Source organism: Paraburkholderia sp. RAU6.4a (assembly GCF_050435625.1).
Lineage (GTDB): Bacteria > Pseudomonadota > Gammaproteobacteria > Burkholderiales > Burkholderiaceae > Paraburkholderia > Paraburkholderia tuberum.
In genome coordinates, this window is the sequence record NZ_JBNDKQ010000002.1 from 56,198 (window position 1) to 81,585 (window position 25,388).

Sequence of the window (25,388 nt, forward strand, 5' to 3'; positions counted from 1 at the left end):
AGGCCTTGATGGCCCGCCAGATTTTAACTGTCCGACTTCGCGGGGTCAGTTCGTTCGGCGGGTTTTCAATTGCAACAGCAACTACGCTCAGAAGCGCGTCGACATGCCCAGACCGATAGCCGTCACATTCGAGTGCTGACCGGTAGTAGCCAAGCCCCCCGGGGGGTAAATCGACTGACTTGCGATACCGCTATTCCAGAGCTTCTTGACGAAGCCATAGAGCATAGTGGATTTCGAAACCGAGTAGGTGTAGCCGATAGCAGCGGAACGGATGAACCAGTCTCCGACTTTAACCGGCGTCGTGATTTGTGTGCCGCTCGCAGTGAGATTCTGGTCGCTCAGCTCGCCATACGAGACGCGGACCGTGCCGAAAGGGCTGGTCGGGACCGTGAAGCCAACCTGCCACCCCTTGTCAACGAAGCCTGGATCGTTGGTACGGATTTGGCCCGAGGCATACAATTCCATGAAATTCAGGTTGTAGCGGATGCCAAGGACATTTTCGTACGTATTGCGAGCCACGGCAGCTTGGTTCTGAAGGCTATGGCCGAAACCGTATTCCGTGATCAGGGGGCCGTTTTCATACCGCAGCGTCGCGAGTTCGAAGTGCCGCTGGTAGGCTTGAGCCGTCAGCGGATCGGAGGGATCACCCCAAGAATAGGTTAGCGTGCCGGTCAAGCCGCGAAATGTCGGGCTCGTGTACTGAATCGAATTGTCCGACCGTGCCGGGTCTTGCAGCATGTTGAACAGCCACGGACGCGGATTCTCACCGCCGATCGAACCCAGCGGGGATCCCGGTGCGAGCAGTATCGGGTCGAACGTGCCACCCCAATCGTAACCCATCGTCTGGAGGCGACCGGCGATCAACTCGCCGTACTGTGCGCTATGCAGGCCGACAAACGCACGACGACCAAACAGACGGCCGCTTTGGCCTGAGGTGCCGTTGTTGATATTGAAGCCACTTTCGAGGGTGAAGATTGCCGATAGACCGTTACCGAGATCTTCCTGGCCCCTCAAGCCCCAGCGCGAACCACCTGCACCACCGCTGTTCATGCTGATGACGTGCTGCCCATTGGAGTTGGCAAAATAACCCATGAACACATCGGCCACGCCATACAGTGTGACACTGCTCTGCTGCGCTTGAGCCATCATCGGCGCGAATGCTGCTGCGGTAATTGCGCCGCAGGTAATAAGTTTACGCACTGGAAGCCTCCAAAAATTGATATTGGTCGTAGGGCGGGCTGCCGACCCACCGTGACACGCCGAGATATGGGGTGTACGAATTCAAAATGATATTCTTTGTTGCATAAGTTGTGTGGAAAAAGCACCAAAATGTTGCTTAAGGGTATCCACTAGATGACAGTCGCGTGATCCATTTGGCATGACTTGGTTACTTAGCGATGCAAAGTAATGTGCAATAGGGACTCATTTTTCTTAGGGTCGGAAGTCAAAATCGGGTTTTCCCCACGTTTACAAGGCTTCTTGTTTGCCTATAGCATTAGATATGCTAAATTGAATACAAAACGCGGACCGGGGCAGCGGGCTCAAGGTTCCTATTGCAATGTGTCAAGGAGAAAGGATGTCAAACATTCAGGGTGGTCTTTCGTCGCCCGAGTTCATCGCGCAAGCAGATGGATGGCTCGATAGTTGGACGGGACGTGTAGCAGCAATGCTTGTCGGATTCATTTTCGTCGGCTGGATTGCGCACGATCTCCATTCGGATCCACGTTGGAAGTGGCACGCAGGCACCGGCAAACTTCCCCATGAGGTCGTTCACGAATTTATGGACATGGCCTATGCGCAGGGCCATGGGAGCGAGGCCTACAAGGAATACTTCTCGGCTAAAGCGATTGATACCGCGCCCCAGACCGTCGATCACCGGGATGGCGAGCCGATCCCTGATCACGTGAAGAAGGTAATCGTTGAAGGCTTTGACGTCGCTGTCTACCACACGATTGGCGCCGCGCGCGGTCAGGCCGCACAAGACGTCGTTGATGTATTCCAGCTCGACGGGTCGGGCTGGATCATTCGACGTGATCGTCTCACGGCTCCGGTGCAAGAACAGGCGGCGAACACTGAGGTTGCCGCGCAAAAGCGGGGCTCCAAATAAGCGGGTCGTAAACAAAACGGTGAAAGCATATATGTCTAACGATGATCGTAGGACGACGGCTCAACTCGTCGGCAAAATTATTCTGACCTTCTGTCGCCTGTATCTCGGCGGTTGGATGGTGGTGAGCGGCACCAGCTATTGGCGCACCGTACTCGGGATGGGACCAATCTTTCCGCAGCCGTTCGGCACGCTCCATGCGTCGAATGAATTGCTTGTCACGATGGTTCACACGCACTTCTTCCACATCGTGAAGACGCTTGAGATCTTGGGCGGCCTGTCTCTCGTGCTTGGCCTCTTCGTGCCGATCGGCCTACTGGTCCTGCTGCCGGTGTCGTTTGTGGTCTGGTACAACGCAATCATCCTGAACCATCGTTTCGATAAGATGTTCACGCCATACATGGGCGTCGGGTGTCTCTACATCAACCTGGTGCTGTTGGTCTGGTATATCCGCTACTACCTGCCGATGATGACGTTCAAGACGACGATCGGCCGCATCAGCGACTGGAAGAAGTTGTCCAAAATTTTCAAACCAGATGCTGCTGATCTGGTCTGAATTCGGATTTTGAAGTGAGGGATTTAGCTATGCTGCTTCGGCAACGTAGCTCTTTTTTTGTGTAAGTATCTCGCGATATTCCCGAACAAACGACAAAAAGGTTACTACTTCTTAAATCGGTTTGTCATTCAGCCGAGTTTGTAGCGACATTCGGGGTGCATTATTTGCCATGCTGTTGATCGTGCAATAACGAAGTTCGGATTCAAGCCGATCATGGTCCTGTCCGCGTCTGTGCAGGCGATATCGGCGCAGCGTCGGGACTTGGGCGACTTCGCGCGATTGCAGGCATTCCTTCAAGTGTCTGACGAAGAGGGCGCACTCAGTTACGGTAAATGATATGAGCTATTCTTTTAAATCACAGTCCAACACACATCCCGGTTCAAATGACTACGGTCAAGACCTTGCAAATCACTTCGGTGGTTTCGACCTGGAATTTTACGACCGGCGCGTGGCCCATCAAGAAACCGAACTGCAGGAGACGCCGCGAGGTGAAGCGCGAGAAATCGAACAGGGCGTAAAGTTCACGCTCGCGCGTGATCAATGGTAAGCGCGCGATTTAGCACACCGAGTTCATAGGGGTATACGGAAGGCGACATGCAATACGGCAGCGCATCGATCGGCAAGGCGCTTCGAATGCGTCGGCCAGATCAAGCTCAACGAGCGGCTGCGGTGAGCTTTGCGTAGTTGAACGGCAGGAGGTCAGTCACGTCGGCACGCGGTTCGCGTTGCGGTAGTTCGGTGAGTACGTGCACGAAGTAGGTGGGCCGGCCCCCGCGAAAACCGGACACAAGGTAACGCTTAAACTTTGAGGTAGTCTTACGCCTATGTTTAAGCCCAGCTCTAACGTGGAACCCATTGAAGTTCTGACCCAACCCGAACAGCGCCGTCGGCGCTCTGTCGAGGAGAAGCTCGCGATAGTGCGCGAGACCTTCGAGCCCGGAGCAACCGTTTCCGGAGTCGCCCGTCGTCATCAGGTGAATGCAAACCAGGTATTCGCCTGGCGCAAGCTCTATCAGGACGGAAGCCTGTCAGCAGTCAGTGCCGGCGAGCAGGTGGTGCCGGCGTCGGAGCTGGCCGAAGCGATGAAGCAGATTCGTGAACTCCAGCGGCTGCTGGGCAAGAGGACGATGGAAGTGGAAATCCTCCGCGAAGCAGGGGAGTACGGCCGGGCAAAAAAATTGATTGCGCGCTCACCATTGCCGCCGGGGGACGACCGATGAAGACGGTCTGTGAAGTCCTGGGTGTGTCGCGCTCTAATCTCGCGGTGAAATCAAAGCGCGACGCTGAATGGGTCGACAGGCGCAAGACGCCCGCCCGCGACGACATGCCGCTCGTGGCGGAACTTCAAGGGCTGGTTGCTGATTTGCCTACTTACGACTACCGACGCGCCTGGGCCCTGCTACGGCGAAATCGGGACGCACATGGGCAGCCTCGCGTTAATGCAAAACGGGTTTATCGGGTCATGCATATCCATGGTCTGCTGCTCGAACGCCGGCCGCGCCATCCCCAGTCAACTCGCCGGCACGACGGCAGGGTCGCGGTGGACCAGAGCAATGCGCGCTGGTGCTCGGACGGCTTCGAGTTCCGTTGTGATGACGGCTCGCCGCTGCGCGTTATCTTTGCACTGGACTGCTGCGACCGGGAGGCCATGAGCTGGGCTGCGACCACCGGGGGCTACACCGGAGACATGGTGCGTGACGTTATGCTTCAGGCTGTGGAAAACCGTTTCGATGGTGCACTGAAGGCCGACAACGAAATCGAATGGCTCAGCGACAACGGTTCCTGCTACATTGCCGAGGAGACGCTCACCTTCTCGAAAAAAGTGGGCCTGAAACCTATCACGACTCCGGTCAGAAGTCCGCAGAGCAACGGGATGGCCGAAAGCTTCGTCAAAACGATGAAGAGAGACTACGTCTCGTGGATGCCCAAGCCGGACGCGAGAACGGCGTTGCAGAACCTGGCCATCGCGTTTGACCACTACAACGAGTCGCATCCGCACAGCGCCCTGAAATACTGCTCACCACGCGAGTTTCGCCAGCGAGCAAATTCACCAACCTAAGCGTGACTGCATGTCCGGTTATGCAGGGGCAAGTCCAAAACCGTGGACCCCACCATGCCCGGCATTCCCCGGTTAGCAGGCCTGCGACGCCGACTAGACATTCATAGCTCTGGTTGAAGACTTGTCCCGCGTGCTGCGAGGCAAGATCTCGAAGACGATCCTGGACGTCAATCAGCATCGAGGGGCCGTAGGGTGCGTCTCGCTGGCGCGCGCGAAGATTGGCTTCAGACAGTTCCCCATGCACGCGCTGCTCAATCTGCTGGAGTCGCTCGGGGAACTTTTCGGGTATCGGGTTGCTTCTTCGAGAAGGTTATATTCGGCCGCACGTGCACGCGCAAGCATGTAGTCAACATCCTCTGACAATCCAGCTGCAACGAGCTTCTGTTCCAGCACGCTGGTCTTCAGGCCCGCATTGAGATCGATCGTCGGTTTGCCCGGAAACCGGAAGGAGGGTTTCCCGGCTGACGAAGGTACAGCCAGCAGCGCCTGTGCGATGTCGACACGCTTGGCCAGCAGGACTGGATCGGGATCCACAGGATCGATGAGTGCACGCAGATGCCTGATGGGGTCGCTCACCTGAAGGGATGCGGCCCGATGGACGAGTGCAACCAGGCTGTCCCTGAATGTATCGGGCTGTTCAGCAATGAACTCGCGGCAGATCGGCAGCCGGGCAATGTGTTCGTGTGACAACGCGGCATCGAACTCGCCACGCGACGGACCGAGAATCAGATCCATGCGGTGCAGGGTGAGCAGCAATTCGTCGACCTCACAGCCACAGGTGGCCAGTAGTTCGTCGAAAGCGCCGTCAAAGGGCGATGATATTTCGGCCCTGCTGGGACACTGGCGGATATGCTCGAGGAATAGACGTGGACTGCGCCCGCGTCGTTTCTGGTCTGTACTCGCCGGCGTTGGCTCGTCGAACTCTGTATTGGAGACGAAGTAGACGTGACCAATCCGGTCGCCGAATTCCGCTATGAGATCAACGAAGCGCCCGATCGACCTTGTCAGTTCGCTATCGGCCAAGTCCCAGGCGCCGCGTTCCGGGCGTGATGTCTTGATCTGGTATGCATCGAAGATGCCCTGGCCGTTCTCGGCGAGAAAGTCCTCATGATGTTCGCACCACAGCGCGGTGTACGGTCGCGTCCCAAGCCGGGCCGCAACCATAAGCATGACCCCGTACGCATGCTGATACCGGAAATTGCGCTCCGTGGCGTCGCCGGGGTCGCTGGTATTGCGTTTCGTTGCAGGGTTGGGCGCGCTCGGTGCACGCACTGTTGATTTGGCCTCGCCGCTCGGTCCCATGGGAATTCTATCTTTGGATTGGGGTAAACCTCATCGCTCTCGCGCAGAACAGTATCAGGAAACAAGCAAATGCGGCAACGATTCCAGGGGAGATGCCAAGCAATCCGGCGCAGCATTCCACAGTCGTGCGAGTGTGCTGCCCGGCAGAGCCCGTAGTGCTGGTGACGACGTTGTCGTATCCATATCGCATACGATCCCGTTATTTTCGTTTTTTCGTTTCCGAAAGAAATGCGAAACCCGGACGCGACGCGGGTTTGAGGGACGCGACGACTGGGCGCCTTGACGTGACGGTAGCGGTTGGTCTATTCGAGACTACACGTCCCATCAGGTTCTTTGATTTCCGAAATTTTAAGAACTTCAGGGCTCCAACGAAGCTGGGCTACCGGTACGAGGACTATGAAGAGCGACAGATCTGCCGTGAATTGTTGCTCCATCTGCCGGAGGTCATCGCTAAGCCAGTGCGCGAAGGCGAAACCGGTTATATCACGACACGAGCGATGGTCGAGTTTATTCGTCACAAACTCGCGGGCGATTTCGGTGGTGTGATTTTCTCCTCCGTTCAGCATGCGGGTGGTACCAACTTTGTTGTTTTCAGCGATAGTGCGGTTTCGGCGCTGCTGGACGATCTTACTCACGAGCCGACGTTCCCAGTGAAGCTTCACGACAGGCCGCAGTTCTTTCATATTGACGCGGTGGCGTATACGTCGAAACCACTAAAGGTCGAGTCTTCCGCTTCGGTTTGATAGCTTCACCCGCAATAAATGCAAGCGGATTGCCAGATGGTCTTGTGCTGTCTTGTTTGGGGGTAGCGGTTCTCGTATCAAGAGGTCACGTCAGAAATGCAAACTATGTATCTAACAAGCGAACGAACCCACTACACATCCGCCGGGTACGAAGAAATCTCGACACATTCTGGAACGGGGTCATTCGTCCTTCTGAACTATGCAGCGGAGAAAGCGGTCAAGATCTCTCAAGACGAAGCCTACGATCAGTTTGTCCGATTCGTCCATACCCAGTCATTACCTTGCTTTCCGAGAATCGATTGTCATCGAGCGCCGCTCGGACCTTTCATCTCAGGATCGAATGATCCATACACTGTAACGGAAACTGAACTGTTGAAAGACCTCGATGCGGCGACCCAAAGGCAGATTTATGATTGGATACAATCCGTGTTGCTTTTTGTACATGGAGCTCCGGGAGCGAGCGCGCCAGTTGGCGATCCGTATGGCCTGCTAGCGGGTTTGCAAGCTATGAGCATATGGCTCAAGCGCGAATGCACGGGAATCGGTATTGACAACAAACCCGGAAATGTACTTTCTCGTCATCGCGGCGGCAGTGTGGAGTACGTTATGACTGACGGCTTTGCTTGTTGTTGAGCCATTGAACGCTTTACGTGCGTGGCGAGAGGATCGAAGACACGCGGACGGTGGCGTGTGCTCGCGCGACGGACAGACCTAATAGAGGCGTGAAATCGGTCGCTCCCGGCCAGCATGCACGTCGGGCAGGGGAAGATAATGACCGGGCTATGCAGTAGTACGTGGAGCGAAACAATTCGCGATCAAACGGGGCAGGGAGTAAGCGACATTTGAAGGCCGCCTTGACGATCAGAATTTGATTTCGAAGAGGCGTTCGTTGACGCTCTGGAGGTCAAAGGCAGCAGGATCGAAACTACCGCCGCACCAGTCGAGCAACCGCTGGTGTTCGTCATGAGCCGGATCGATGATCGCGTCGAGGAACTCGATGTAGCCGGGTACGCCGCCAACATCTTCCGGTGGACAGGCATTGCGGCCGTCCAGGCAGAGGGGCGAGCGCAGCTGAGGGTCAGGTGGCAAGACCTTCTCGACCTTCAGGCGATGCTGCCAGTTGTCACCGTAATCGTAGATGTAGGTGAATGACTTCAGCGCACCGAGCGCACGGCCCAGGTTCACCCGCGCCTCGTTGAGCATCGGCGGGTCACTCGGGAAGTCCGGATCGGGCACCCCGTAGTTGGTGTCGCCGAACACGAATTCGTGCAGGTGGCCGCCATCCCAGCCCATCGCCCACAGCAGCACGACATGCAGCTTCGGCAGCCTGATCGAGGCAGGGACCAGCACCCGCCTCCAGACCGCCGGCTTCAGATACTTCAGCTCGATGTGCAGCTGGTAGACCGGGACCTGTGAATTGACCGCGCGCAACGCGGGTTTGCGAGTCGATGCCATCGTCACGCAGCCTGCTGGACCGGCTGCTCCACCGGCATCAAATGCCACGGCAGCAACTCGTCAATCCGGTTGATGGGATGATCGGCAATGCGCTCGAACACCGTACGCAGATATGCATACGGTTCGATGCCATTCAGGCGTGCCGTGCCGATCAGGCTGTAGATGACCGCCGCACTCTGTCCACCGCCGTCAGAACCGGCGAACAGATAGTTGCGCCTGCCGAGAACCAGCGGCCTGATCGATCGCTCCGCGGTGTTGTTATCTATCTCGATGCGTCCGTCTTCACAGTAGCGCACCAGCACCGGCCAGTTCCCCAGCGCATACCGGATCGCCTTGCCAAGGCCTGACTTCGCCGAGACCTGCGCGAGCGTATGTTCCAGCCAGTCCTTCAGTGCACCTGCGAGCGGCAATGCCCGCGCCATGCGCACCGACCGCCGGACCTCCGGCTTGCGGCCGCGCACCTCGCGCTCGATGGCATACAGGGCTGCGATGCGGCTGAGTGCCTCCTGCGCCACTGGCGAACGCTCCAGTTCGTACAGGTCGTAGAACTTACGCCGCACATGCGCCCAGCACGCTGCCTCGATGATCGAGCCATCGCGGTACAGCGCATCGTAGCCACTATAGGCATCCGCCTGCAGGATGCCTGACCATCCCTGCAGATGCGTACGGGGTCGCTCTCCCTTGCGGTCGGGCGAGTACTGGTACCAGACCGCCGGGGGTGCCCGGCTGCCCGCCGGCCGGTCATCGCGTACGTACGTCCACAACCGCGCCGTACGCGTCTTGCCGCGTCCGGGTTCCAGCACCGGGACGGGCGTGTCATCCGTATGGATTTTTTGCGCCTCACGCACATACCGGCCAACGGCATCCGCCAGCGGCTGCAGCAGTGCGGCGGACTCGCGAACCCACGAGGCCAGCGTGGCACGGTCGAGTTCAATGCCGGTACGGCGATAGATTCCTGCCTGCCGGTATAACGGCATATGGTCAGCGTACTTGGCAACCACCACCTGCGCCAGCAGGCCGGCTGCGGCCATGCCGCGTGCGATCGGGCGCGACGGCGCCGCCTCCTGGACGACCTTCGCACAACGGCTGCAGCTCAGCCGGGGGCGCACATGGCGAATCACCCGGAAGTACCCCGGCACGTAGTCCAGCATCTCGGAGGCGTCTTCACCCAGCTTGCGCAGCCGGCCACCGCATTCGGGGCAGTCGCAGCCCTGTGGCCTGTGCTCCACCACCTCGCGTGGCAGGTGCGCAGGGAATTCGCGCGAGCGGCGGCGCAGTGGAACCACCGGCGCTGTCGTGTCTGCGGGTTCATCCGACGCCGCTTCTGGCGCCGATGCCGGCACGGCACCCTGTTGCGGCAGTGTCCCGTCACCCAGTGCGAGCTGCAATTGTCCCGTCAGTTCTGCCATGCGTTCCGACGAGCGCCCGTACTGCCAGCGCTTCAGACGCGAGATCTCGGCGAGCAGGCGCGCGATGGTTTCTTCGCGCGAAACAAGCATGCGCTTGAGTGTGTCGATGTCGTCGGGGAGTCGGTTGACTGGCATGTCTGGGAGTTTACCAGGCACGTTCAGAAGTGGGAGCAAATTTACGCGGCGCATGTGGGCTTCCACGTCCGTTCGGGGCGTCGCCAGTCGATGCCTTCGAGCAGCATCGACAGTTGTGCCGCCGACAGATGGATGCATCCCGCGTCGGCCTGCGGCCAGATAAAACGGCCTCGCTCCAGGCGCTTGACGTACAGGTTCATTCCATCGCCACTCCACCACAGCAGTTTCACCAGATCGCCCCGGCGACCACGGAAGGCAAACACGTGGCCCGAGAACGGGTCTTGCTCAAGGGCCACCTGCGCCAGTGCAGCCAGACCATCCATGCCACGGCGCATGTCGGTGACGCCTGCGGCGAGCCAGATGCGGGTGCCGGTCGGCAGCGCGATCATGCCGGCCTCAGGCAATGCAGCACCAGTCGCAGCTGGGCTGGGTCTACCTTCCCGCTCACTCGCACGCGTGCGCCATCGAGCTCGATCTCGATACCTGAAGTCGCGGCTTCCTGTGCGCGCAATGGCAATTGCGCTGTCGGCACCGGTAGCGACGAAACCGCCATCGAATCATCCGGCGACATCGCCACCGGAACGAACACTGCCGTCTCGCTCACCGCCCTGTTGTCCAGCAGACCAGCACGGTACTGCCTGCGCCACTTGAACACCATGTTCGGATTCAGACCGTGCGACTGCGCGAGCTTTGCCACCGAGATGCCCGGCTCGCACGCTGCCATCGCAACTTCACGCCTGAATTCAGGCGCGTAATTCGGCCGCCCCTTGCGGCTCCCGGCACAGTCGATCTCTGTCATCAAAGTGGTCCCCACTACTCGAAGTGATGGGCATCACTTTGGACACTCTCAACGTCGATGTCGATACGGCCTTCAAATGACGCTTACGGCAGGGATTCTCAGTTTCTACCTGCTCCAGCAGTTCGCGTTGAAAGTTGACCTCTGTGTCCGTCGCTTGGCACATGCAGGACCCGTTGGATGCTTTTTGGAAAAAAATGAGTCTGGAGTCAGCCGGTCCAATGTTACGCTGACTTGCACAATGCAAGGATTGATTTGTTGTCAGACTTTGATGTCGAGTTTCTCGAGAGCATTTCTCACTGCAGCTTGACCTGGATGCTTGTCGCCGGACCGTACGTGCCTGAACGAAAAAGCATTGCCAGGGCATGGAGCTGTCAGATTTTTTACGATACCGACGACGTGCCTAATCTCGGACAGCAAGTAATTCAGCCAGTCGAGAAACGTAAGTTCATCGTGAAGTTCGAAAACCAGACCTTGGAAACTTTCTTCCGCACCAGTTTCCGTGCCATCATCTCCTTTCGCAATTCGCGGACGCCTCTGAATTTCAACGATGTAAATTACCTTTTTGGGGCTAACAACGCGCGCTACAAGTATGCCGCGAGGAAGGCGGTGTTCGACATCGAAGAAAAGCCAGTTGCGCTTCTTCGTTGTAATGTCCTTGTCGTCTTTGTCAAACGGTGTAAGCGCGACGAGTTGTGGTGGCTCGCTGCTTCTGAAACCATTCTCGTGCGTGTACCATTCAACGCTGCGAACCTGATCGGGATGTGACGTTGGGAGTTTTCGGAGAGCATTCCACATGTCACGTAGTGTGCCTTCGGATTCCATTGCCACATGCGCGTGAATGGAAGCATGGCCGGTGTCAGTCCCGGCACCGCGGACTTCTCCACTTGAGAACGAGTCTGGATTGCGCCCATCGCTGCGTTTCCCTGCGGATGTTTCCGCTTGGTAGCGGCGATAATCCTTAACTGCCCGCTTTTCTCCCAATACTTCGAAGTCGTCTTCGACCACGTCGGTCGACGCGGCCCCGAACTGCGGGGCATTAGCATCAGTGAGGTCCACGATCTCTGGGGGGCGAACGATGTGACGGCCCGGTGCTCCTTTCCACGCTTCTCCGATGCCGCTGCCTGTCGCCGGATTTTCCACTTTGTTCGAATTTTCCCTATCGCGCTGTAGTGGAATGCCGCTTGGTTCTGTCAAGCCATCGACGCGAAGAGCCAAAAACGTCCGGCCATTGTTTATCCAGTGGCCACGGACCTTGATCGTTGCTGTGCCCGAGAACCACGGGCCTATTTTGGGGAAAGCGTACGAGTCGCCGCGGTTGAATGCAGTGCTGATCTGAGTGAAAATGCTCTTTGCTGCGTTTCGCGCGAAATCGTCGTGCAATGCATGGGCGAGGAATACCGTGTCTCCGTTGTGCAGACGCTTGCGTAATCTGATCGGCCAGTACCCTGGCTCGACCGCTGTCGCGTCGAATGGAGCGAAAAAGCGGTTCGCAGCTTCTTCCCAACGATACGTTGTAAGTATGCGAGGCACTTCCTGGGAGCGGCCATAACATCGGGTCAAAAACTCGATGCATGGGACAAGAAGATTGCCTCCATTGGGCAAGCGGAAGCTAATCAACCAATTCCTGTCGCGTTGATACCGGAGCGGGTAGTCGGAGCCGGACAGGGGGCTCGGTTCACCTTTATACAAACACTCGTCAGGAGAGGTAAAACTCCATTCCCCTGGAGTAAACTCGATCTCGGCACGCAGATCGTCTTGTTCAGCTTTGCCAATACAAACTCCATTTTGCCAAACCGTCCCAATGCGCAGAATGCCCAAGTGGGTCAACGCCACGCTAATTTGCTGCCATGGTCGGGGTACATTGTCCTTGTCGAGCGTTCGGAGGAACACTGCGACTTTGGGCACGCTTTCATCGCGGCGGTTCTGAACTATGCCGCCGAACCACCAAACCACGACTTTCCCCTGTATCGCGCGGAGATCCTCACTAGGTCTGACATTTCCGGAGACCGGTCGCAAGACGATTGCCCCACTGGGAGGACGATGCTCAACGGGCGGACTGGCTTTGGTAGTTTCGGCGGGTGTATCGAGCGACATTGGGGACAAGATATATTTTCCAGACAAATTCATTGTGCCACAGGGACGGAACAGCAAAGACTTCGAGAAGGAGTGCGCAGCGTACTTCCTGAGGCGTCTTTCAACTGCCTGAGCGCGAAGATAATCGTAAGCGATCCATTTTCGGCGTCTAGCCGCTGGGGACAGGAGCGAGGAGCATAGGTGTCCACCTATTCGGAGGTGGACACCTATGGCTGACAAAGATCCAGAGTTACTCACAGGTCAATAATATAGCGGACAGATTGATGCCTAAAAAATGAGCGAACAAGGCACGGATCGCGGCGAATTTGTGAAAGCTGCTCGTGAATTTTTGAGCCCAACTTTTCACCTTTTCGAAGTGGGCGCCGCGCGACGCCGGTGCGCTTGACGTGACTCCACACCAGTTCATCTGGATTCAGGTCCGGTGCGTAACCGGGCAGGAAATGCAAAGTCAACTTGCCCTGCGTACTGGCGACATAGTCCTTAACGATGGCTTTCTTATGTGCTGGCAATCCGTCAACGATCAGATGAACCGCTCTTTTCCGGTTGAACATCAACTTCCTGAGCAGTTCCACGAACAGCTCACCGCTAAGTGCCCCTTCATAGGTTGCAAACCAAAACGCACCCTTCGAATTAACAGCGGACGCGGCGCTCATGCTTTGCCGTTCGCCGGGCCGCTCGACCACCGGCGTCTCACCGCGCGGCGCCCACGTCCTGCCATGCACCGAGTCAGCACGGAAGCCCGATTCGTCCCAGAAGAAGATGTCTGCCTTCTGCTCACGAGCCTGCCTGGCAATGCTCGGATAGGTGTCTCGCTGCCAACGCTCGATAGCTTCCGGGTCACGCTGATAAGCACGCTGCAACGGCTTTTGCGGCGTCAGGTTCAGACGCGCGAGCATCGCGCCGATCGAAGCCAGACTGAGCGTGACGTCGAATCTCTGTCGTACCAGTTCACGAACCAGGTTGCGCGTCCACAGACCAAAATCAAACCCGTACTGCATTGGATTCTTGCCATTAACCCAGCGCATTACCCGTTGCTCCTGCGTCGCAGTGAGCGTACGTGGGCGACCCGTGCCTTTGGTCGATCGCAGCGCTCGCACACCATGACCACGCCCCCGCGCCTGCGCCCTGATCTTGTACGCCCACGAGCGATGCATCCCAAATGACGCAGCAACATCATTTGGATGCTCGCCTTCAGCCATACGCTGAACTGCAAGAATACGCATCTCTTCGAGCGTGTTGTGAGCCAGGATGCGGCCATCTCGTTTCATGGGCGAATGCTCTCATTAGCTATCGCTCAAGAATAGTCCATTTGTCCGCAAAATTCCTGACTTATGAGTAAGAGTAGTTCGACGCAGCAGCGACGGTCGCCGTCGTTACGACGATAAAGGCAAGCGTGCGCTCGTTGAGGAAGCGCTGCGTTCTGGCGTGTCGGTTGCCCGCCTGGCGCAGGAGCACGGGATCAACGCCAACCTGCTACGCAAGTGGATCACGAAGTACCTGCTGGAGCGCGAGAAAGGCATCTCGCCGGCATCGCAGGATGATGCTACCGGCGAACAGGAACGTCCACATGCCCCGGAGGAAATCGTACTGGAGGGCGCGCTCGCGGTGATTGATGGCGCGCCCATTGACATCCCGGGTTCGCGCAAACGCTCCCCACCTGTCGCCTCGCCCACGGCATTCGTGCCTGTCGTTGCAGCACCACCAGCACGGCCAACCGCACCGCCGTCACCGTCACCGTCACCATCGCCATCGCTGACGCTCGCACTGCATGTGCGACTGTCCAACGGCGTCGAGTTTGATCTCGGCGAGGCGAGCATCGACGAACTGACCACCGTGGTCCAGATGCTGGGGAGGATGCCGTGTTCCGGTTCGACGAAGGCCTGAAGGTCTACCTGCATCGGGAACCCGTCGACTTCCGGTATGGCATGAACAGCCTGTCGATTCTCGTGGAGCAGGCCATGCATTTGAACCCGATGGATTCCTCGCTCTATGTGTTTACCAACCGGAGATGCGATCGCATCAAGATCCTGGGCTGGCAAGGCAACGGTTTCTGGCTCATGCTCAAGAGACTCGAGGCAAACGATCGCTTCGTGTGGCCTGACAGCGCGAACCGGGTCGCGACACTGAGCGTCGAGCAGCTGCACTGGCTTATCGAGGGCATCGACATTGCCGCAGTCCAGCGACATCCCAGTCGAGATTACGCACGCGTGAGCTGAACACGTCACCGGCGTGCCGGTCTAAGCGGTATGCCGATCAACGTGATCATCGACGCCGACGAACTCAAGGCACTGCTCGCGATGCGAGAGGCCTATGGTTCGCTTCAGCGCGATCATGAGGAGGTTCGCAGCGCACTGCGCCTCGTGACAGCTGAGCGCGATCTCGCCGAGGAACGACTGCGCGCTTACCGTCGCGAACTGTTTGGCGCGAAAAGCGAAGCGCGCGCCTCGGACCAGTTCGGCCTGTTCAACGAAGCCGAAGCGCTCGGCGCGAACGCCACTCCCGCGCAGGAAGATACCCCCGGAACCGAGGTCGCGGCCCACAAGCGCAAGAAGCGCGGCCACCGCAAGCCTCTCGATCCCAATCTGCCGCGTGATGTCGTGCGACACGAACTCCCTGAGGCAGAGCGCTTCTGCGATCACGACGGACACGCGCTCGTCGAGATCGGCGTCGAGATCAGTGAGCAGCTCAATGTCATTCCCGAGCAGTTGCGAGTCACCCAGCATCAGCGTATCAAGTACGCCTGCCCATGTTGCGATCTCGGCATCAAGGTTACGCCGGCACCGCCCCGTATCATCCCGCGTGGGCTGCTGAGTGAATCGGCGCTCGCGTGGATCGCCACCGGCAAGTACCAGTTCGGCATGCCGCTCTATCGCCTGGCCGGTCTGCTGCGTCGCTTCGGCGGCGACATCTCGTCGAACACGATTGCCGCGAGCATGGTCCGCGTCGGTCTTGCGACGCAACCCGTCATCAACCTGATGCGCGATGCGCTGCTCGATGCCGAACTGATCTACGGCGACGAGACGACGTTCCAGGTCCTGAAGGAGCAAGGGCGAAAGCCGCAAACGAAAAGCTATCTGTGGGCGCAGATGACCGGTTCGGGCATCCCCATCCGTTGCTTCACCTATACGCCTGGTCGTGGCGCCAGGCTGGCTGACAGGCTGTTTGCCGGTGTCCGTAAAGGTGCCGCCCTGATGACCGATGGATACGAACCCTACAACGGCATCGCTGAACAGTACCAGCTCGTGCACCTCGGATGCTGGACGCACGCAAGACGGTACTTTGTGAAGGCGGAAGACAATGTCCCCAAAGCAGCGCGCCCGCCCGATCTGCTCGCGACACGCTTCATCAGCCTGATCGGAAAACTGTTCGCGGCCGAAGCGCGAAGCCAGACGTGGACGGCTGGGCGACGACAGCGATTGCGGCGACGATACAGCGCGTGCGTACTCGATGTTATCGAAAAGCTGATGCTTGAGCACTCGCCTGGCGTCGTCCCCAACAGTCTGCTCGGCAAGGCGCTGACCTATCTGCACGGGCAGTGGCCGAAGCTGATCCGTTACGTTGAAGACGGCAACTGGCCCATATCGAACAACCCTTGCGAAAATTCCATTCGCCCGTTCTGCCTGGGACGCCGCGGCTGGTTGTTTGCTGACACCGTCGATGGCGCAAACGCGAGCGCCAATCTCTACTCACTGGTCGAAACCTGCAAGGCGAACAGCATTGATCCGTATCGCTATCTCACCTGGCTGTTACAGCGTCTCCCGCTGGCACAGACCGTCGACGACTACGACGCGCTCTTGCCCTGGAAGATGCCCATCGATCTCCGCTGACTGAGCCCTGTACCACATCTCATGAGAACCGCGCCCTTACTCTGAGGGGTGTCGTCAATGGATCGCGTACAGATAATCACCTTGCTTTCCCTCGACCTCGACATCTGCCTTCCCGCCGTATGCGCTTGCAAAGGCCGATCGACGTGGGTGAAGAGTTGGCGCAGTAGTTATTTTTAGCGCTCCGTCAACGCGGTGACGTCACCATCTTGATGGTTTTGACTGCCAGAAAATCGTTCGCGATACCCGGGGAGACAAGTGCAGTCGCGCGACCGCTCTACGCCTATGAGTGCAATAACTTCATCCGCATTTTCCGAGGGAATCCGCATGCGGCCATCGCGTAGGGCGTGATATAGCGCGTCTACAGCATGTTGGACACCAAGTGTGGCGATGACCGTCGGATGCCAAAGAAGGTCTAGCGACCAGTGCGGCACTAACGCTGGCAGCAGTGTGCCGGCGCGTATTCGCCCCCTTCGTTCATCAATAACCGGTCGAAGTTGCCTGGAGGCGGCGATGGCAATCGTCGCGGCCTCACCATCATCCAGCGACGGAGACGTCGAAGTAAGTTCGTGGAAAATCAGATACTCAGCGTCGGTTAGACCGACGACAGTAACGATTCGATCTGCCACAAGCGCCTGCAGAAAGGTGTACTCGCCATTTTTACGGCTTCTCTCATGTTCCAGTTCTCCCGCGACGATTTCGGGAACGAGAATGTCGTTCGGGATGGCCGAGAGGATTCGTTCACCATATTTGCACGCGTGAAGGTTAATCAGTACGCTGGTGTCGAGAACCCATTGGTTCACGATATCAATCCGGGAGCTTGAGCAGTTCATCCGTATCCCTTTCCTCAAGCTCGATTTGATCGATAATGCCGCGTACTTCCACTCGGCCTAACTTTAGTAACTCCGCCAATTGTCCTTCCGACATTAATTCGCGCTTCCAGGCGGCATGTGCCATCAAGCTCAGGCGGTGGGAGATGGGACGGTCGGCATCGCTTTTCGCCGGATCTCGGCGTTCAGTCATTTCGCCGAGAACCTCCCGAGCGTGCTCATCGGTGATGCCGCCATTGTTCTCGAACCAGACCCAGGTACCTTTCTTGGCAAGCCCTAATTCCTCGAGCCGGAGGCAGCACGCCTGTCGCGATATGTTGTACTGTTGGGCGAGGAGAATTATTAGACGGCGGGTCGTCTTGCCAGTGATCTGCTTCAATTGGCGGAAGCTTTCCGAGAAACTCTCGGCCGGCGTCAGGAAAGTACGACCAAAAGCGTTGGCATAGCGCTCGTCGCGTGACAGGAATTTCTCATCTTCTTCGAGCACCTCCGGAGTCTGACGCGTCCCATAGAAGTGGCCGAGCTCATGCGCCGCGGACTGGATGCGCCGGGGTAACGGATGACTAGCGTTGAGAAGAATGCAGGCACCAATGCTTTCATCGTAGTTGAAGAGGCCCGCAATCTTCGAGTTGGAAGCAAGGCGACGCTGATACAGGCGGATGCCAAGATCCAGCTCGATTACCGAGAAAATGTCGGCAATCGGTCCAGAGCCAAGACCAAGCCAGTCGCGCAATTCCTTGGCATGCTTTTCGGCAAGTGCCGTGACGTCGCCCTCATTGAGGCCGCGCTCCGGCGGATAATTTCGTCGGCGCTGAATGCCCAGTATATTCTCCATTTCAACATCCGCTTTAATCAAGTCGTTGAATAGCCGGATAGCATCAGCGGTTTGCGCGTCTTCTGTTTCACGCAATTTTCGAAAGCGAGGCAATAAGTCGACGTGAACGGCTTCCCGGCGGAGCAGAGCGTTCACTGATACGCCGTAGTGGCGGCCGAGCAACTGGATTTCCTGAATACGCACGCGGCGTACGCCCTTCTCGATGGATACGAGAGTGGGGCGGGAAACGCCGATGATTTTGGCTGCATCCTCTTGCCGAATGGCTGCGTTCTCTCGTGCTATTCGCAGGCGGCGTCCAATTTCCTGTGAGGTCAGCTCATTTAGATCAGCCATAGCGTCCTCCATCCATCCAGTTGTTCAGGAAGCTTTGTTGCCCTTGAGCGCACAGAAATGCTCGCCATTCTTTGGCATGTGATGCCAACATCCATTTCAGTTTTTTCAAAGTTTCCTCATAGGTTTCCCCGGTCGCGATCGCGATTTGCGAAGCGTACGCGCGAAGACCGTCGTCGGGTCGACCGGCCATGTCCGCAAGATGCTGCAGATGGCGCGCACCGACGCTTCCATATTCGATCATGATGTCTCTATCGGCCTTCTGAGGGATGACCGACAAAGCATCTCCCACATCGGAGGCGGCAAGATCGAACACAATATAGGTGTCGCGAGTCTCTGTGACTCCGGCGGCATGCAGACTCAAGCGCCTCAGCAGGCAGGCAGCGCACAGGCCACACTGTTTCTTCTCACCTACATTAACTACTCGGCGTGTTTGCCAGCAGGATCGAGTATTCGTCAGATGCTCTTTAGACTTTCCAGGTATGTGCAAGAATGCGCTTAGTGTTTGGCCTTTCGTGAACCAAAGGCGCGGTTGCTCAAAACTGACCTGGTAGTTTTGCAATGCCCTGATGAACTGCTCCATCTTTCGAAAGAACGTCGGATGGTTGCGATAGTCAGGGTAAACGTTGTACAGCGGAAGCAGCACCGGTCCAAGCGCTCCCTGTCCGCTCTCTGGAACGACAATCCGAGTCACGTTCGAGAGCTGCGTGGCAATCGCTGTTACCGCTGCGAACTGAAATCCGCGTGAGCGGAAGCTACTCTCGCTGCCACGGTATTCCTTGGTCTCGAAGGGAATCTGAGTGAAGTAGCTATCGCCGTCCTTGGGGCGCTGGTAATTTCCAGCGACCCGGATACAAAGGGCTTCGTCCCTTGCGCCGCTCAAGGCCGATACTGCGCGCGAGTCCAAACCATTGCTGTAGGCAACAGCAAAGGTCTTGGTCTTACCAAAGTCCAAAGGTATCTGTCGCGAGCCGATTGGCGAGGGCGCCTTCGTTTTCACAAAGGTGAATTGCCACGTGTCGCCGGTCAGATGGTTCAAGACGCCCTGGAGGCTGTTCAGAACCTCCGGCTGCTGCCAACTCTCGGGGGCGGCAACGGGAAGAGTCACATGTAAGATGCGCCGCCAGCCCAGCGGCCGCTTCCAGCGACGATCAGCGAACTCCACGGCGGCACAGAGAACGAGCATATCGTAGTGAATTGGCTTGCACCCCTCAACGTCGAAGCTATCGAGAGCTGACGGATCAAAGCGGATGTGCTGGCCGATTTCCGCGATTTCGGCATCCTTCGGGACGGCACGACCGCGCTTCTGCCCATTCTCGAGGACAACCAGACGCTTTTCCGATCTAGCTGGTTTTTTGACGCTAGTGCTCATTCTTCAGGGCCCTCATCTACGCCGCTTTTCTTATGGAGCGCTTCGCCAAATGCGCGCTTGTTACCGGAGGCCAAAGCAGCGCAGAGCTCATCAGGCTTCATGGCAGAAAAGGTTTCGTGGTTTCGCTCAAGGCCCTTTCGATAATCCTCGCGCTTCATGTCTCCAAGATCGCGGGCACGAATGCAGTGTTCGTCGAGCCGATTCTTAGTGGTGCCGATCCATTCTCTTGCCGTGTTCCCCAACGCTTGATCAAGTGCTTGCTTCGTCGAAATCTGATCCCTGAGATTGGCGATCAAATGCCTGTTCAGAGACTCGGACAGAAACGACCTGGGGTGGCGATCAAAGATCGTCTCGATCGCTGCCGCAGGGTCCAGATCCATGAACCGCCCCGGGAATCGTGGAGGCTGGTTGGTTTAAGTTGATGCGGGTTCTGCGGCAGCTGTTTCAAGTTGCCGATGGTAGTTTGCCTCAGCTTCGGCGGGCGGGATATAGCCGAGGGGTTCCATCAATCGATGATGATTGAACCAGGCCACCCACTCCAGCGTTGCTAGTTCAACGGATTCCCGCGTTTTCCAGGTGCGGCGATGAATCAGTTCAGCCTTGTACAAACCGTTGATCGTTTCAGCCAGGGCGTTGTCATAGCTGTCGCCCCGGCTGCCGACCGACGGTTCGATGCCCGCTTCGGCCAGCCGTTCGCTGTAGCGAATGCTGACGTATTGGGACCCTCTGTCCGAATGGTGTATCAAGGTTCCGTCGTCGCCCGGACGCCGCGCGTAAAGCGCCTGTTCAAGTGCATCCAGAACGAAGTCCGTGGTCATCGAGCTGCTGACTCGCCAGCCGACGATACGGCGAGCGAACACATCGATCACGAAAGCCACATACAGCCAGCCCTGCCACGTCGAAACGTAGGTGAAATCCGAAACCCAGGGCTGGTTCGGCCGTGCCGCCTTGAACTGGCGATTGACCCGATCCAGCGGGCGCGGGGCTATGGCATCAGGAACAGTCGTGCGAACACGCTTGCCTCGCATCACGCCGCGCAAACCCAGTTGCTTCATCAACCGTTCGACCGTGCAGCGCGCCACCGCGATACGCTCCCGGTTCATCTGCTTCCAGACTTTATCCGCGCCGTAGACCTGTATGTTGGCCTGCCACACACGCTTGATCTCCGGCCGCAGACGTTCATCGCGGATTGCGCGAACAGAGCGCCGCGACGGATCACGAAGCTGCGCGGCATGGCGTCGGTAACCCGACGGGGCAATCCGCAAGACCTTGCAGATCGGCTCGACCCCGAAGGTGTCGCGATGCTGATCGATGAAGGCCTTCAGGACTTGAAACGGCGGTCGAGCTCCGCCTGGGCGAAAAACGCGCTCGCGACCTTGAGAATCTCGTTGGCACGACGCAACTCCTTGACTTCGCGCTCCAAGGCCTTGAGGCGCTCGCGCTCGTCTGTGGTCACGCCATCGCGCTCACCGTGGTCGACCTGGTCGCGCTTGATCCACTCGTGCAGTGTCTGCGGTGTGCAGCCGATCATGGGCGCAATCGATTCGACCGCCGCCCACATCGACGGATGTTTGCTACGCTGCTCGCGCACCAGGCGCACTGCGCGCTCCCGGACTTCCGGGGAAAACTTGGTTACCTTCTTGTTCATGGCTCCATTCTCTCAAGAGTTGGAGCCTCCACAAAATCCCTCAGGATTACCCATAAGTCACTCGCGACTGTGCGATTGAAGGGCGATGGCTTGTAAACGGTGACGACCGATGTTAACTTTGATCCGGTTCGTGATCTGTGATGCCGGGCATTGTCGGACACCTCTGACCTTGATGATTGGGCAAATGAAGAGTTTGGCGCCGCCGAGCTCGGCGACGCTCGCCTGACCAGACGGCTAGTGACGCTGGCACGCAAGCTTTCGTTGGGCCCACATTGCTCTTTTCCGCAGTCGTTCAATGGTTCGGAGCTGAAGGCGGCATATCGTTTTTTCGACAACCCGCACGTGGATGTCGATGGCGTGCTGGGTGGGCACATCGGTCAAACGCTGTGTCGTATGCAACAGGTGCCAGTCGTCCTTGCCGTTCAGGACACCACCGAGTTCAATTTGTCTCATCTGCGGGCAACCGAAGGTCTGGGATATGGCTCCGATCCACATGTGCGTGGTTTCCTGATACACAGTCTGCTTGCGCTCACGCCAGAGGGGCTGCCACTCGGGGTAATCGGGATGAAGACCTGGATACGTAGGCACGAGGAGTTGGGCAAGAAACATCTGCGCGGGCAACGAACCGTACAACAGAAAGAGAGCGCGAAATGGCTCGAAGGCATCGAGCAACTGGGCGTACTCAAGACGCACTGTCCGTGCACGCATGTCATCGGCGTGAGCGACCGTGAAGGCGATGTCTATGACGTTTTCCTGGCGCAGCGGCCTGCCGGTGTCGACTGGTTGGTGCGCGCGTCGTGGAACCGACGCGTTGCTCACCCCGATCGATATTTGTGGGAAACCGTGCTGGCCTCGCCAGTGCTTGGAGAGGCGCAACTGCAAGTGCCTGCACGCGAAAACCGCCAGGCACGCACCGCACGGCTGGTTGTGCGCTGCATGCCCGTACGCCTTCGTCCGCCGCAAAATCGTCGTCGCGAGAAGCTTCCCGAAATTGAAGTGTTTGCAATTCATGCACAGGAAACGAACTTAGACGAAGGAGCAGAGCCATTGGAATGGCTTCTACTGACTTCGGTGCCTACGCAAACACACGCAGAGGCCCTCGAGCGTCTGGCATGGTATGCGCGCCGATGGACGATTGAATCGTGGCATCGTGTGCTTAAAAGTGGCTGTCGCATTGAAGCCCGCCAATTTGGCAATCTCGATCGATTCGTCCGCGCCACGGCATTGTTCGCCGTCGTAAGCTGGAGGATCCTGTACTCCATGTTGCTTGCCAGGCTTGATGGCAACCTGCCATGCGAAGTATTGCTGCAGCCAATCGAGTGGCGAGCCCTCTACTGTCGTACGCATGGCAGTACTGAAATACCTGATAAACCGCCGTCGCTCGCGCAGGTCATCTTGTGGATCGCCAGACTCGGCGGATATCTCGCTCGAAAGCATGATCGTCCACCTGGTCCTACCGTTATCTGGCGTGGATTTCTTGTCCTGCACGAAATCACGATGATGTACCGAATATTCAGGCAAAACGAATAGCACCATCACATTACTTGTGGGTAATCCTGAGACAAAATCCGGGGCGGTTCACCATTTGGGGGCGCTGGGCATGTGCTCTGAGTTCGCCGAAAAGGGGATGGAAGGTCTTCATGTCTACGTCGCGAATCATGCTGTGGCAAGCCTGCGCCATGCGCTCTTCAGCGCTCGTGGCGTCGCTAACCAGCTTTTGGCCGTATACCTTCCAACGACTAGTTAATGCGACATTTCTGAATGGTCCGTCAGACATAGCGCCCTCCAATGTCAGCAATGTACGATTTAAATCTGACAATGTCAACTTATGTGTAAAATATGCTGACATTGCGCCTAGCCGAGGTCACGGGCGAAGAAATCGCTGACGATCGGCCTTGACGGTGGAGGAGGCGAGTCTCGCTGGGTCAATAAGAACCGCTGGATCAGCGACGTGCCGTTAGCGGAGTCGGATCCCAGGTCGGTTTTCTGACCGCTGGTGGTGCTGAGACCGGGTGGGCCCGCGCAAATGAGATGTAGACGTCGAAATAGCAGCCGGCCAATATGAGATCGACATCGGTGAGGCGCAGCCCGGAATCGTGGAATTGAGCGTGGCGGTGCAAGAATTTGCCACTATTATTTTGATTGCGGCGGCTGTAGCGCTTCCAGAGCGTTTGCTTTGTCGCAGAGAAGCTTCCCCGCTTCTGAGGGGCGTAGCATAGCTTCCGCAGGCTCTGCCGGGACCGTGTTGGAACGTGCCTGACGGTATCGACGACGGTATTTCGACAGAAGCCGTCCTCGAATGCTTCGTGTCTGCGATCTTTCAATGGAAGCACGGGTCGATTCTCCGATACAGTCTCGTCAAAGCTGACAACTGCTGCTTGGAGTTTCCGGTATCACTGACGGTATCGATCCAGCGTGACAAGGCGGAAACGCTGTCCCGACTGGGCTCCCGCCTTGGGATTGACAATCGAGTGGGGAGGGTGCCCAAGACGAGCGAGAAGGCGTTGAATGAGAATGGGCGGTGCTCCAAGTAGCGAGGGCGTCGTCATCGGTCGGCTCAATTACGGCTTCGCGCTGCAGAGCCGGTCAATGTAATCAGCCCACTCTTGCATAACGCGGCGACGGTCATCGTCGAAGGTTGTCCTGTCATACGCCTTCTGCACGTCCCCTCGTTTTGCGTGCGCGAGTTGCGCCTCCAAAATGTCGATGTCGATGCCTAGCCGCTCCCTCCCCACGGTGCGTAGCATGCCGCGGAATCCGTGAGTTGCATGCTTTCCCTGGAAGCCCAATTCGCGCAATGCCTTGCTTAGGGCATCCCGGTGCAAATGCGGCGTCTTCTGGCGCGCCGGTGAGGGGAAGACGTAGTGTCCGCGGCCGGTCAGAGCCTCGAGCTCCTCGAGCAACTCAACCGCTTGCTTCGGCAGTGGCACGATGTGCTCGTGCTGCATCTTCATCCGGCCGGCCGGGACGTGCCATTCGGCCACATCGAGATCCACTTCGTCCCAGGGTGCGGCTGCGACCATCCCCGGACGCAGACCGGTAAGCATGGTCAGTTTCAGGGCGGCCCGCGTGATCGGCGATTTATAGGTGTTAATGGCTTGCACGAGCGGCGCGATCTCGGCGGGTTTCGTGATTGCCGGAATATGCCCTTTCTTATGCCGTGGGATGACGCCGCGCAGCGACAGCGGAATACCGTCTTCTCTTAGACCGTGTTGTATTGCGTAGGTCACGATGCCGCCGACGTACTGGCGCGCTTTCGTGGCGAGGTTCGGCGCGTGCGCCGCAATCGCTTCCAGCACGGGTTTGACCTCGGACGTAGCCAAGGTCGAAATCGGCTTATTGCCAAGCGCCGGACTCAGGTACTCGCGCACCACGAACTCGGCCTTCCGGTACGTCTCATCGGCCCACTCCTTGCGCTTGAATGCGAGCCACTTCTGAGCCACAAGCTGAAATGCGCCTTCGGCTGCGCGCTTGCGCGCCGCTGACTCGGCTCTCCGGTGCTCGACGGGATCGGTGCCATCGCGGACGAGGTTGCGCGCGATGGTGGCTGCTTTACGCGCATCCACGAGCGAGACGTCAGGGTAGGGACCAAGGCTGAGGAAGTTTTCCTTGCTGGTGCCCGGTCGCCGATATCGCAACAGCCACGTCCGGGTACCGTTTGGCCGGACCCTCAGTGCAAGACCATTTCCATCAGCGAGCAGGTAAGGCTGCGCGCGCGGCTTGGCGGCGCGAAAGACCAATTCCGACTTCGAATCGACGCGTCTGGGCATGAGAAAGCCCCCGAATCTGGTATACGCAACAGTATACGTAAAAATGATCGACGTCAGCGGAACGTAACGGAACTGCAGGCAACAAAAAACCCCGTAAGACCTTGATCTTACGGGGTTTCTCGG

General features: G+C 57.7%; 23 protein-coding genes, 1 pseudogene and 1 other annotated feature. Of the genes and pseudogenes, 10 read left to right on the plus strand and 14 right to left on the minus strand.

From position 1 onward, the window contains the following. Positions 1-87: 87 nt before the first annotated feature. Entirely contained in the window at positions 88-1,200 is a 1,113-nt protein-coding gene (locus OKW40_RS04965) for a porin (RefSeq protein WP_429488538.1), read from the minus strand. Between the two features lie 376 nt (positions 1,201-1,576). Between OKW40_RS04965 and OKW40_RS04970 the strand changes: the two genes are divergently transcribed. The 4 genes from OKW40_RS04970 (at position 1,577) to OKW40_RS04985 (ending at position 4,719) form a co-directional block, all read left to right on the plus strand. Then, positions 1,577-2,107 (plus strand): hypothetical protein, encoded by a 531-nt coding sequence (locus tag OKW40_RS04970; protein WP_429488539.1) that lies wholly within the window; start codon positions 1,577-1,579, stop codon positions 2,105-2,107. A gap of 31 nt (positions 2,108-2,138) precedes the next feature. Then, entirely contained in the window at positions 2,139-2,660 is a 522-nt protein-coding gene (locus OKW40_RS04975; protein WP_027197785.1) for a DoxX family membrane protein, read from the plus strand. A 337-nt stretch (positions 2,661-2,997) separates the two neighbouring features. Then, positions 2,998-3,207, plus strand: a complete 210-nt coding sequence (locus OKW40_RS04980) for a hypothetical protein (RefSeq protein ID WP_184062782.1) — start codon at positions 2,998-3,000, stop codon at positions 3,205-3,207. Positions 3,208-3,484: 277 nt separating this feature from the next. After that, positions 3,485-4,719, plus strand: a protein-coding gene (locus OKW40_RS04985; RefSeq protein WP_429488541.1) for an IS3 family transposase whose coding sequence is annotated in 2 segments (ribosomal slippage) — positions 3,485-3,839 and positions 3,839-4,719 — 1,236 coding nt in all. Because the reading frame shifts where the segments join, the coding sequence is not laid out codon by codon here. 171 nt (positions 4,720-4,890) lie between these two features. Here the strand turns inward: OKW40_RS04985 and OKW40_RS04990 are convergent. Then, complete coding sequence (locus OKW40_RS04990; RefSeq protein WP_429488543.1) at positions 4,891-6,021, minus strand: dsDNA nuclease domain-containing protein; 1,131 nt, start codon at positions 6,019-6,021, stop codon at positions 4,891-4,893. Between the two features lie 92 nt (positions 6,022-6,113). On the opposite strand from OKW40_RS04990, the gene OKW40_RS04995 reads away from it, so the two are divergent. Next, positions 6,114-6,764 carry a hypothetical protein gene (locus OKW40_RS04995; RefSeq protein WP_429488545.1) on the plus strand — a complete coding sequence of 217 codons (651 nt, stop codon included), beginning with the start codon at positions 6,114-6,116 and terminating at the stop codon, positions 6,762-6,764. A 372-nt stretch (positions 6,765-7,136) separates the two neighbouring features. After that, on the plus strand, positions 7,137-7,397 hold the full coding sequence (locus OKW40_RS05000) for a hypothetical protein (RefSeq protein ID WP_429355408.1): 261 nt from the start codon (positions 7,137-7,139) through the stop codon (positions 7,395-7,397). A gap of 228 nt (positions 7,398-7,625) precedes the next feature. On the opposite strand, the gene OKW40_RS05005 is transcribed toward OKW40_RS05000, so the two are convergent. The 6 genes from OKW40_RS05005 to OKW40_RS05030 form a co-directional block, all read right to left on the minus strand. Next, positions 7,626-8,219: a plasmid pRiA4b ORF-3 family protein gene (locus OKW40_RS05005; RefSeq protein WP_429488547.1), complete on the minus strand. Its 594-nt coding sequence runs from the start codon at positions 8,217-8,219 to the stop codon at positions 7,626-7,628. Between the two features lie 2 nt (positions 8,220-8,221). Continuing rightward, complete coding sequence (tnpC, locus tag OKW40_RS05010; protein ID WP_429488549.1) at positions 8,222-9,763, minus strand: IS66 family transposase; 1,542 nt, start codon at positions 9,761-9,763, stop codon at positions 8,222-8,224. Positions 9,764-9,804: 41 nt separating this feature from the next. Beyond that, on the minus strand, positions 9,805-10,152 hold the full coding sequence (gene tnpB / locus OKW40_RS05015; RefSeq protein WP_090801994.1) for an IS66 family insertion sequence element accessory protein TnpB: 348 nt from the start codon (positions 10,150-10,152) through the stop codon (positions 9,805-9,807). After that, entirely contained in the window at positions 10,149-10,562 is a 414-nt protein-coding gene (gene tnpA / locus OKW40_RS05020) for an IS66-like element accessory protein TnpA (protein WP_429488551.1), read from the minus strand. The genes tnpB (OKW40_RS05015) and tnpA overlap by 4 nt, the downstream gene beginning before the upstream one ends. Before the next feature lie 258 nt (positions 10,563-10,820). Then, a complete protein-coding gene (locus OKW40_RS05025; RefSeq protein WP_429488553.1) occupies positions 10,821-12,515 on the minus strand; it encodes a hypothetical protein in 1,695 nt (564 codons plus the stop codon). Positions 12,516-12,889: 374 nt separating this feature from the next. Beyond that, entirely contained in the window at positions 12,890-13,924 is a 1,035-nt protein-coding gene (locus tag OKW40_RS05030; RefSeq protein WP_429488503.1) for an IS630 family transposase, read from the minus strand. Between the two features lie 106 nt (positions 13,925-14,030). Between OKW40_RS05030 and OKW40_RS05035 the strand changes: the two are divergent. From OKW40_RS05035 to tnpC (OKW40_RS05045), 3 genes and pseudogenes are all read left to right on the plus strand, one after another. Next, positions 14,031-14,540 (plus strand): annotated as a pseudogene (locus OKW40_RS05035) (transposase); the annotation flags it as partial. Further along, positions 14,516-14,872 carry an IS66 family insertion sequence element accessory protein TnpB gene (tnpB, locus tag OKW40_RS05040; protein ID WP_090812353.1) on the plus strand — a complete coding sequence of 119 codons (357 nt, stop codon included), beginning with the start codon at positions 14,516-14,518 and terminating at the stop codon, positions 14,870-14,872. The pseudogene OKW40_RS05035 and the gene tnpB (OKW40_RS05040), both read left to right, overlap by 25 nt. Before the next feature lie 30 nt (positions 14,873-14,902). Further along, positions 14,903-16,483, plus strand: coding sequence for an IS66 family transposase (gene tnpC / locus OKW40_RS05045; protein ID WP_429488555.1), 1,581 nt, complete (start codon positions 14,903-14,905; stop codon positions 16,481-16,483). Between the two features lie 173 nt (positions 16,484-16,656). Here tnpC (OKW40_RS05045) and OKW40_RS05050 read toward each other — a convergent pair whose 3' ends face one another. The 5 genes from OKW40_RS05050 to OKW40_RS05070 all read right to left on the minus strand — a co-directional run bounded on the left by OKW40_RS05050 (position 16,657) and on the right by OKW40_RS05070 (position 21,495). After that, positions 16,657-17,283 carry a DNA-binding protein gene (locus tag OKW40_RS05050; RefSeq protein WP_429488557.1) on the minus strand — a complete coding sequence of 209 codons (627 nt, stop codon included), beginning with the start codon at positions 17,281-17,283 and terminating at the stop codon, positions 16,657-16,659. A gap of 4 nt (positions 17,284-17,287) precedes the next feature. After that, entirely contained in the window at positions 17,288-18,478 is a 1,191-nt protein-coding gene (locus OKW40_RS05055; protein WP_184068700.1) for an XRE family transcriptional regulator, read from the minus strand. Beyond that, positions 18,471-19,847, minus strand: coding sequence for a 7-cyano-7-deazaguanine synthase (locus OKW40_RS05060; protein ID WP_429488559.1), 1,377 nt, complete (start codon positions 19,845-19,847; stop codon positions 18,471-18,473). The genes OKW40_RS05055 and OKW40_RS05060 overlap by 8 nt, the downstream gene beginning before the upstream one ends. Then, the gene (locus OKW40_RS05065; protein ID WP_429488561.1) at positions 19,844-20,227 is read right to left on the minus strand and encodes a hypothetical protein; all 384 of its coding nucleotides are present in this window, start codon (positions 20,225-20,227) and stop codon (positions 19,844-19,846) included. Before OKW40_RS05065 ends, OKW40_RS05060 begins: the two co-directional genes overlap by 4 nt. Positions 20,228-20,260: 33 nt before the next feature. After that, a protein-coding gene (locus tag OKW40_RS05070) for an IS3 family transposase (protein WP_429488563.1) occupies positions 20,261-21,495 on the minus strand; the annotation gives its coding sequence in 2 pieces (ribosomal slippage) (positions 20,261-21,204 and positions 21,204-21,495; 1,236 coding nt in all). After that, positions 21,098-21,214, minus strand: a sequence feature (AL1L pseudoknot). It overlaps the preceding gene by 117 nt. A gap of 150 nt (positions 21,496-21,645) precedes the next feature. Here OKW40_RS05070 and OKW40_RS05075 point away from each other — a divergent pair. Next, positions 21,646-23,025, plus strand: a complete 1,380-nt coding sequence (locus OKW40_RS05075; protein WP_429443705.1) for an IS4 family transposase — start codon at positions 21,646-21,648, stop codon at positions 23,023-23,025. 1,031 nt (positions 23,026-24,056) lie between these two features. On the opposite strand, the gene OKW40_RS05080 is transcribed toward OKW40_RS05075, so the two are convergent. Beyond that, positions 24,057-25,265, minus strand: a complete 1,209-nt coding sequence (locus OKW40_RS05080; RefSeq protein ID WP_429488565.1) for a tyrosine-type recombinase/integrase — start codon at positions 25,263-25,265, stop codon at positions 24,057-24,059. Positions 25,266-25,388: the final 123 nt, after the last annotated feature.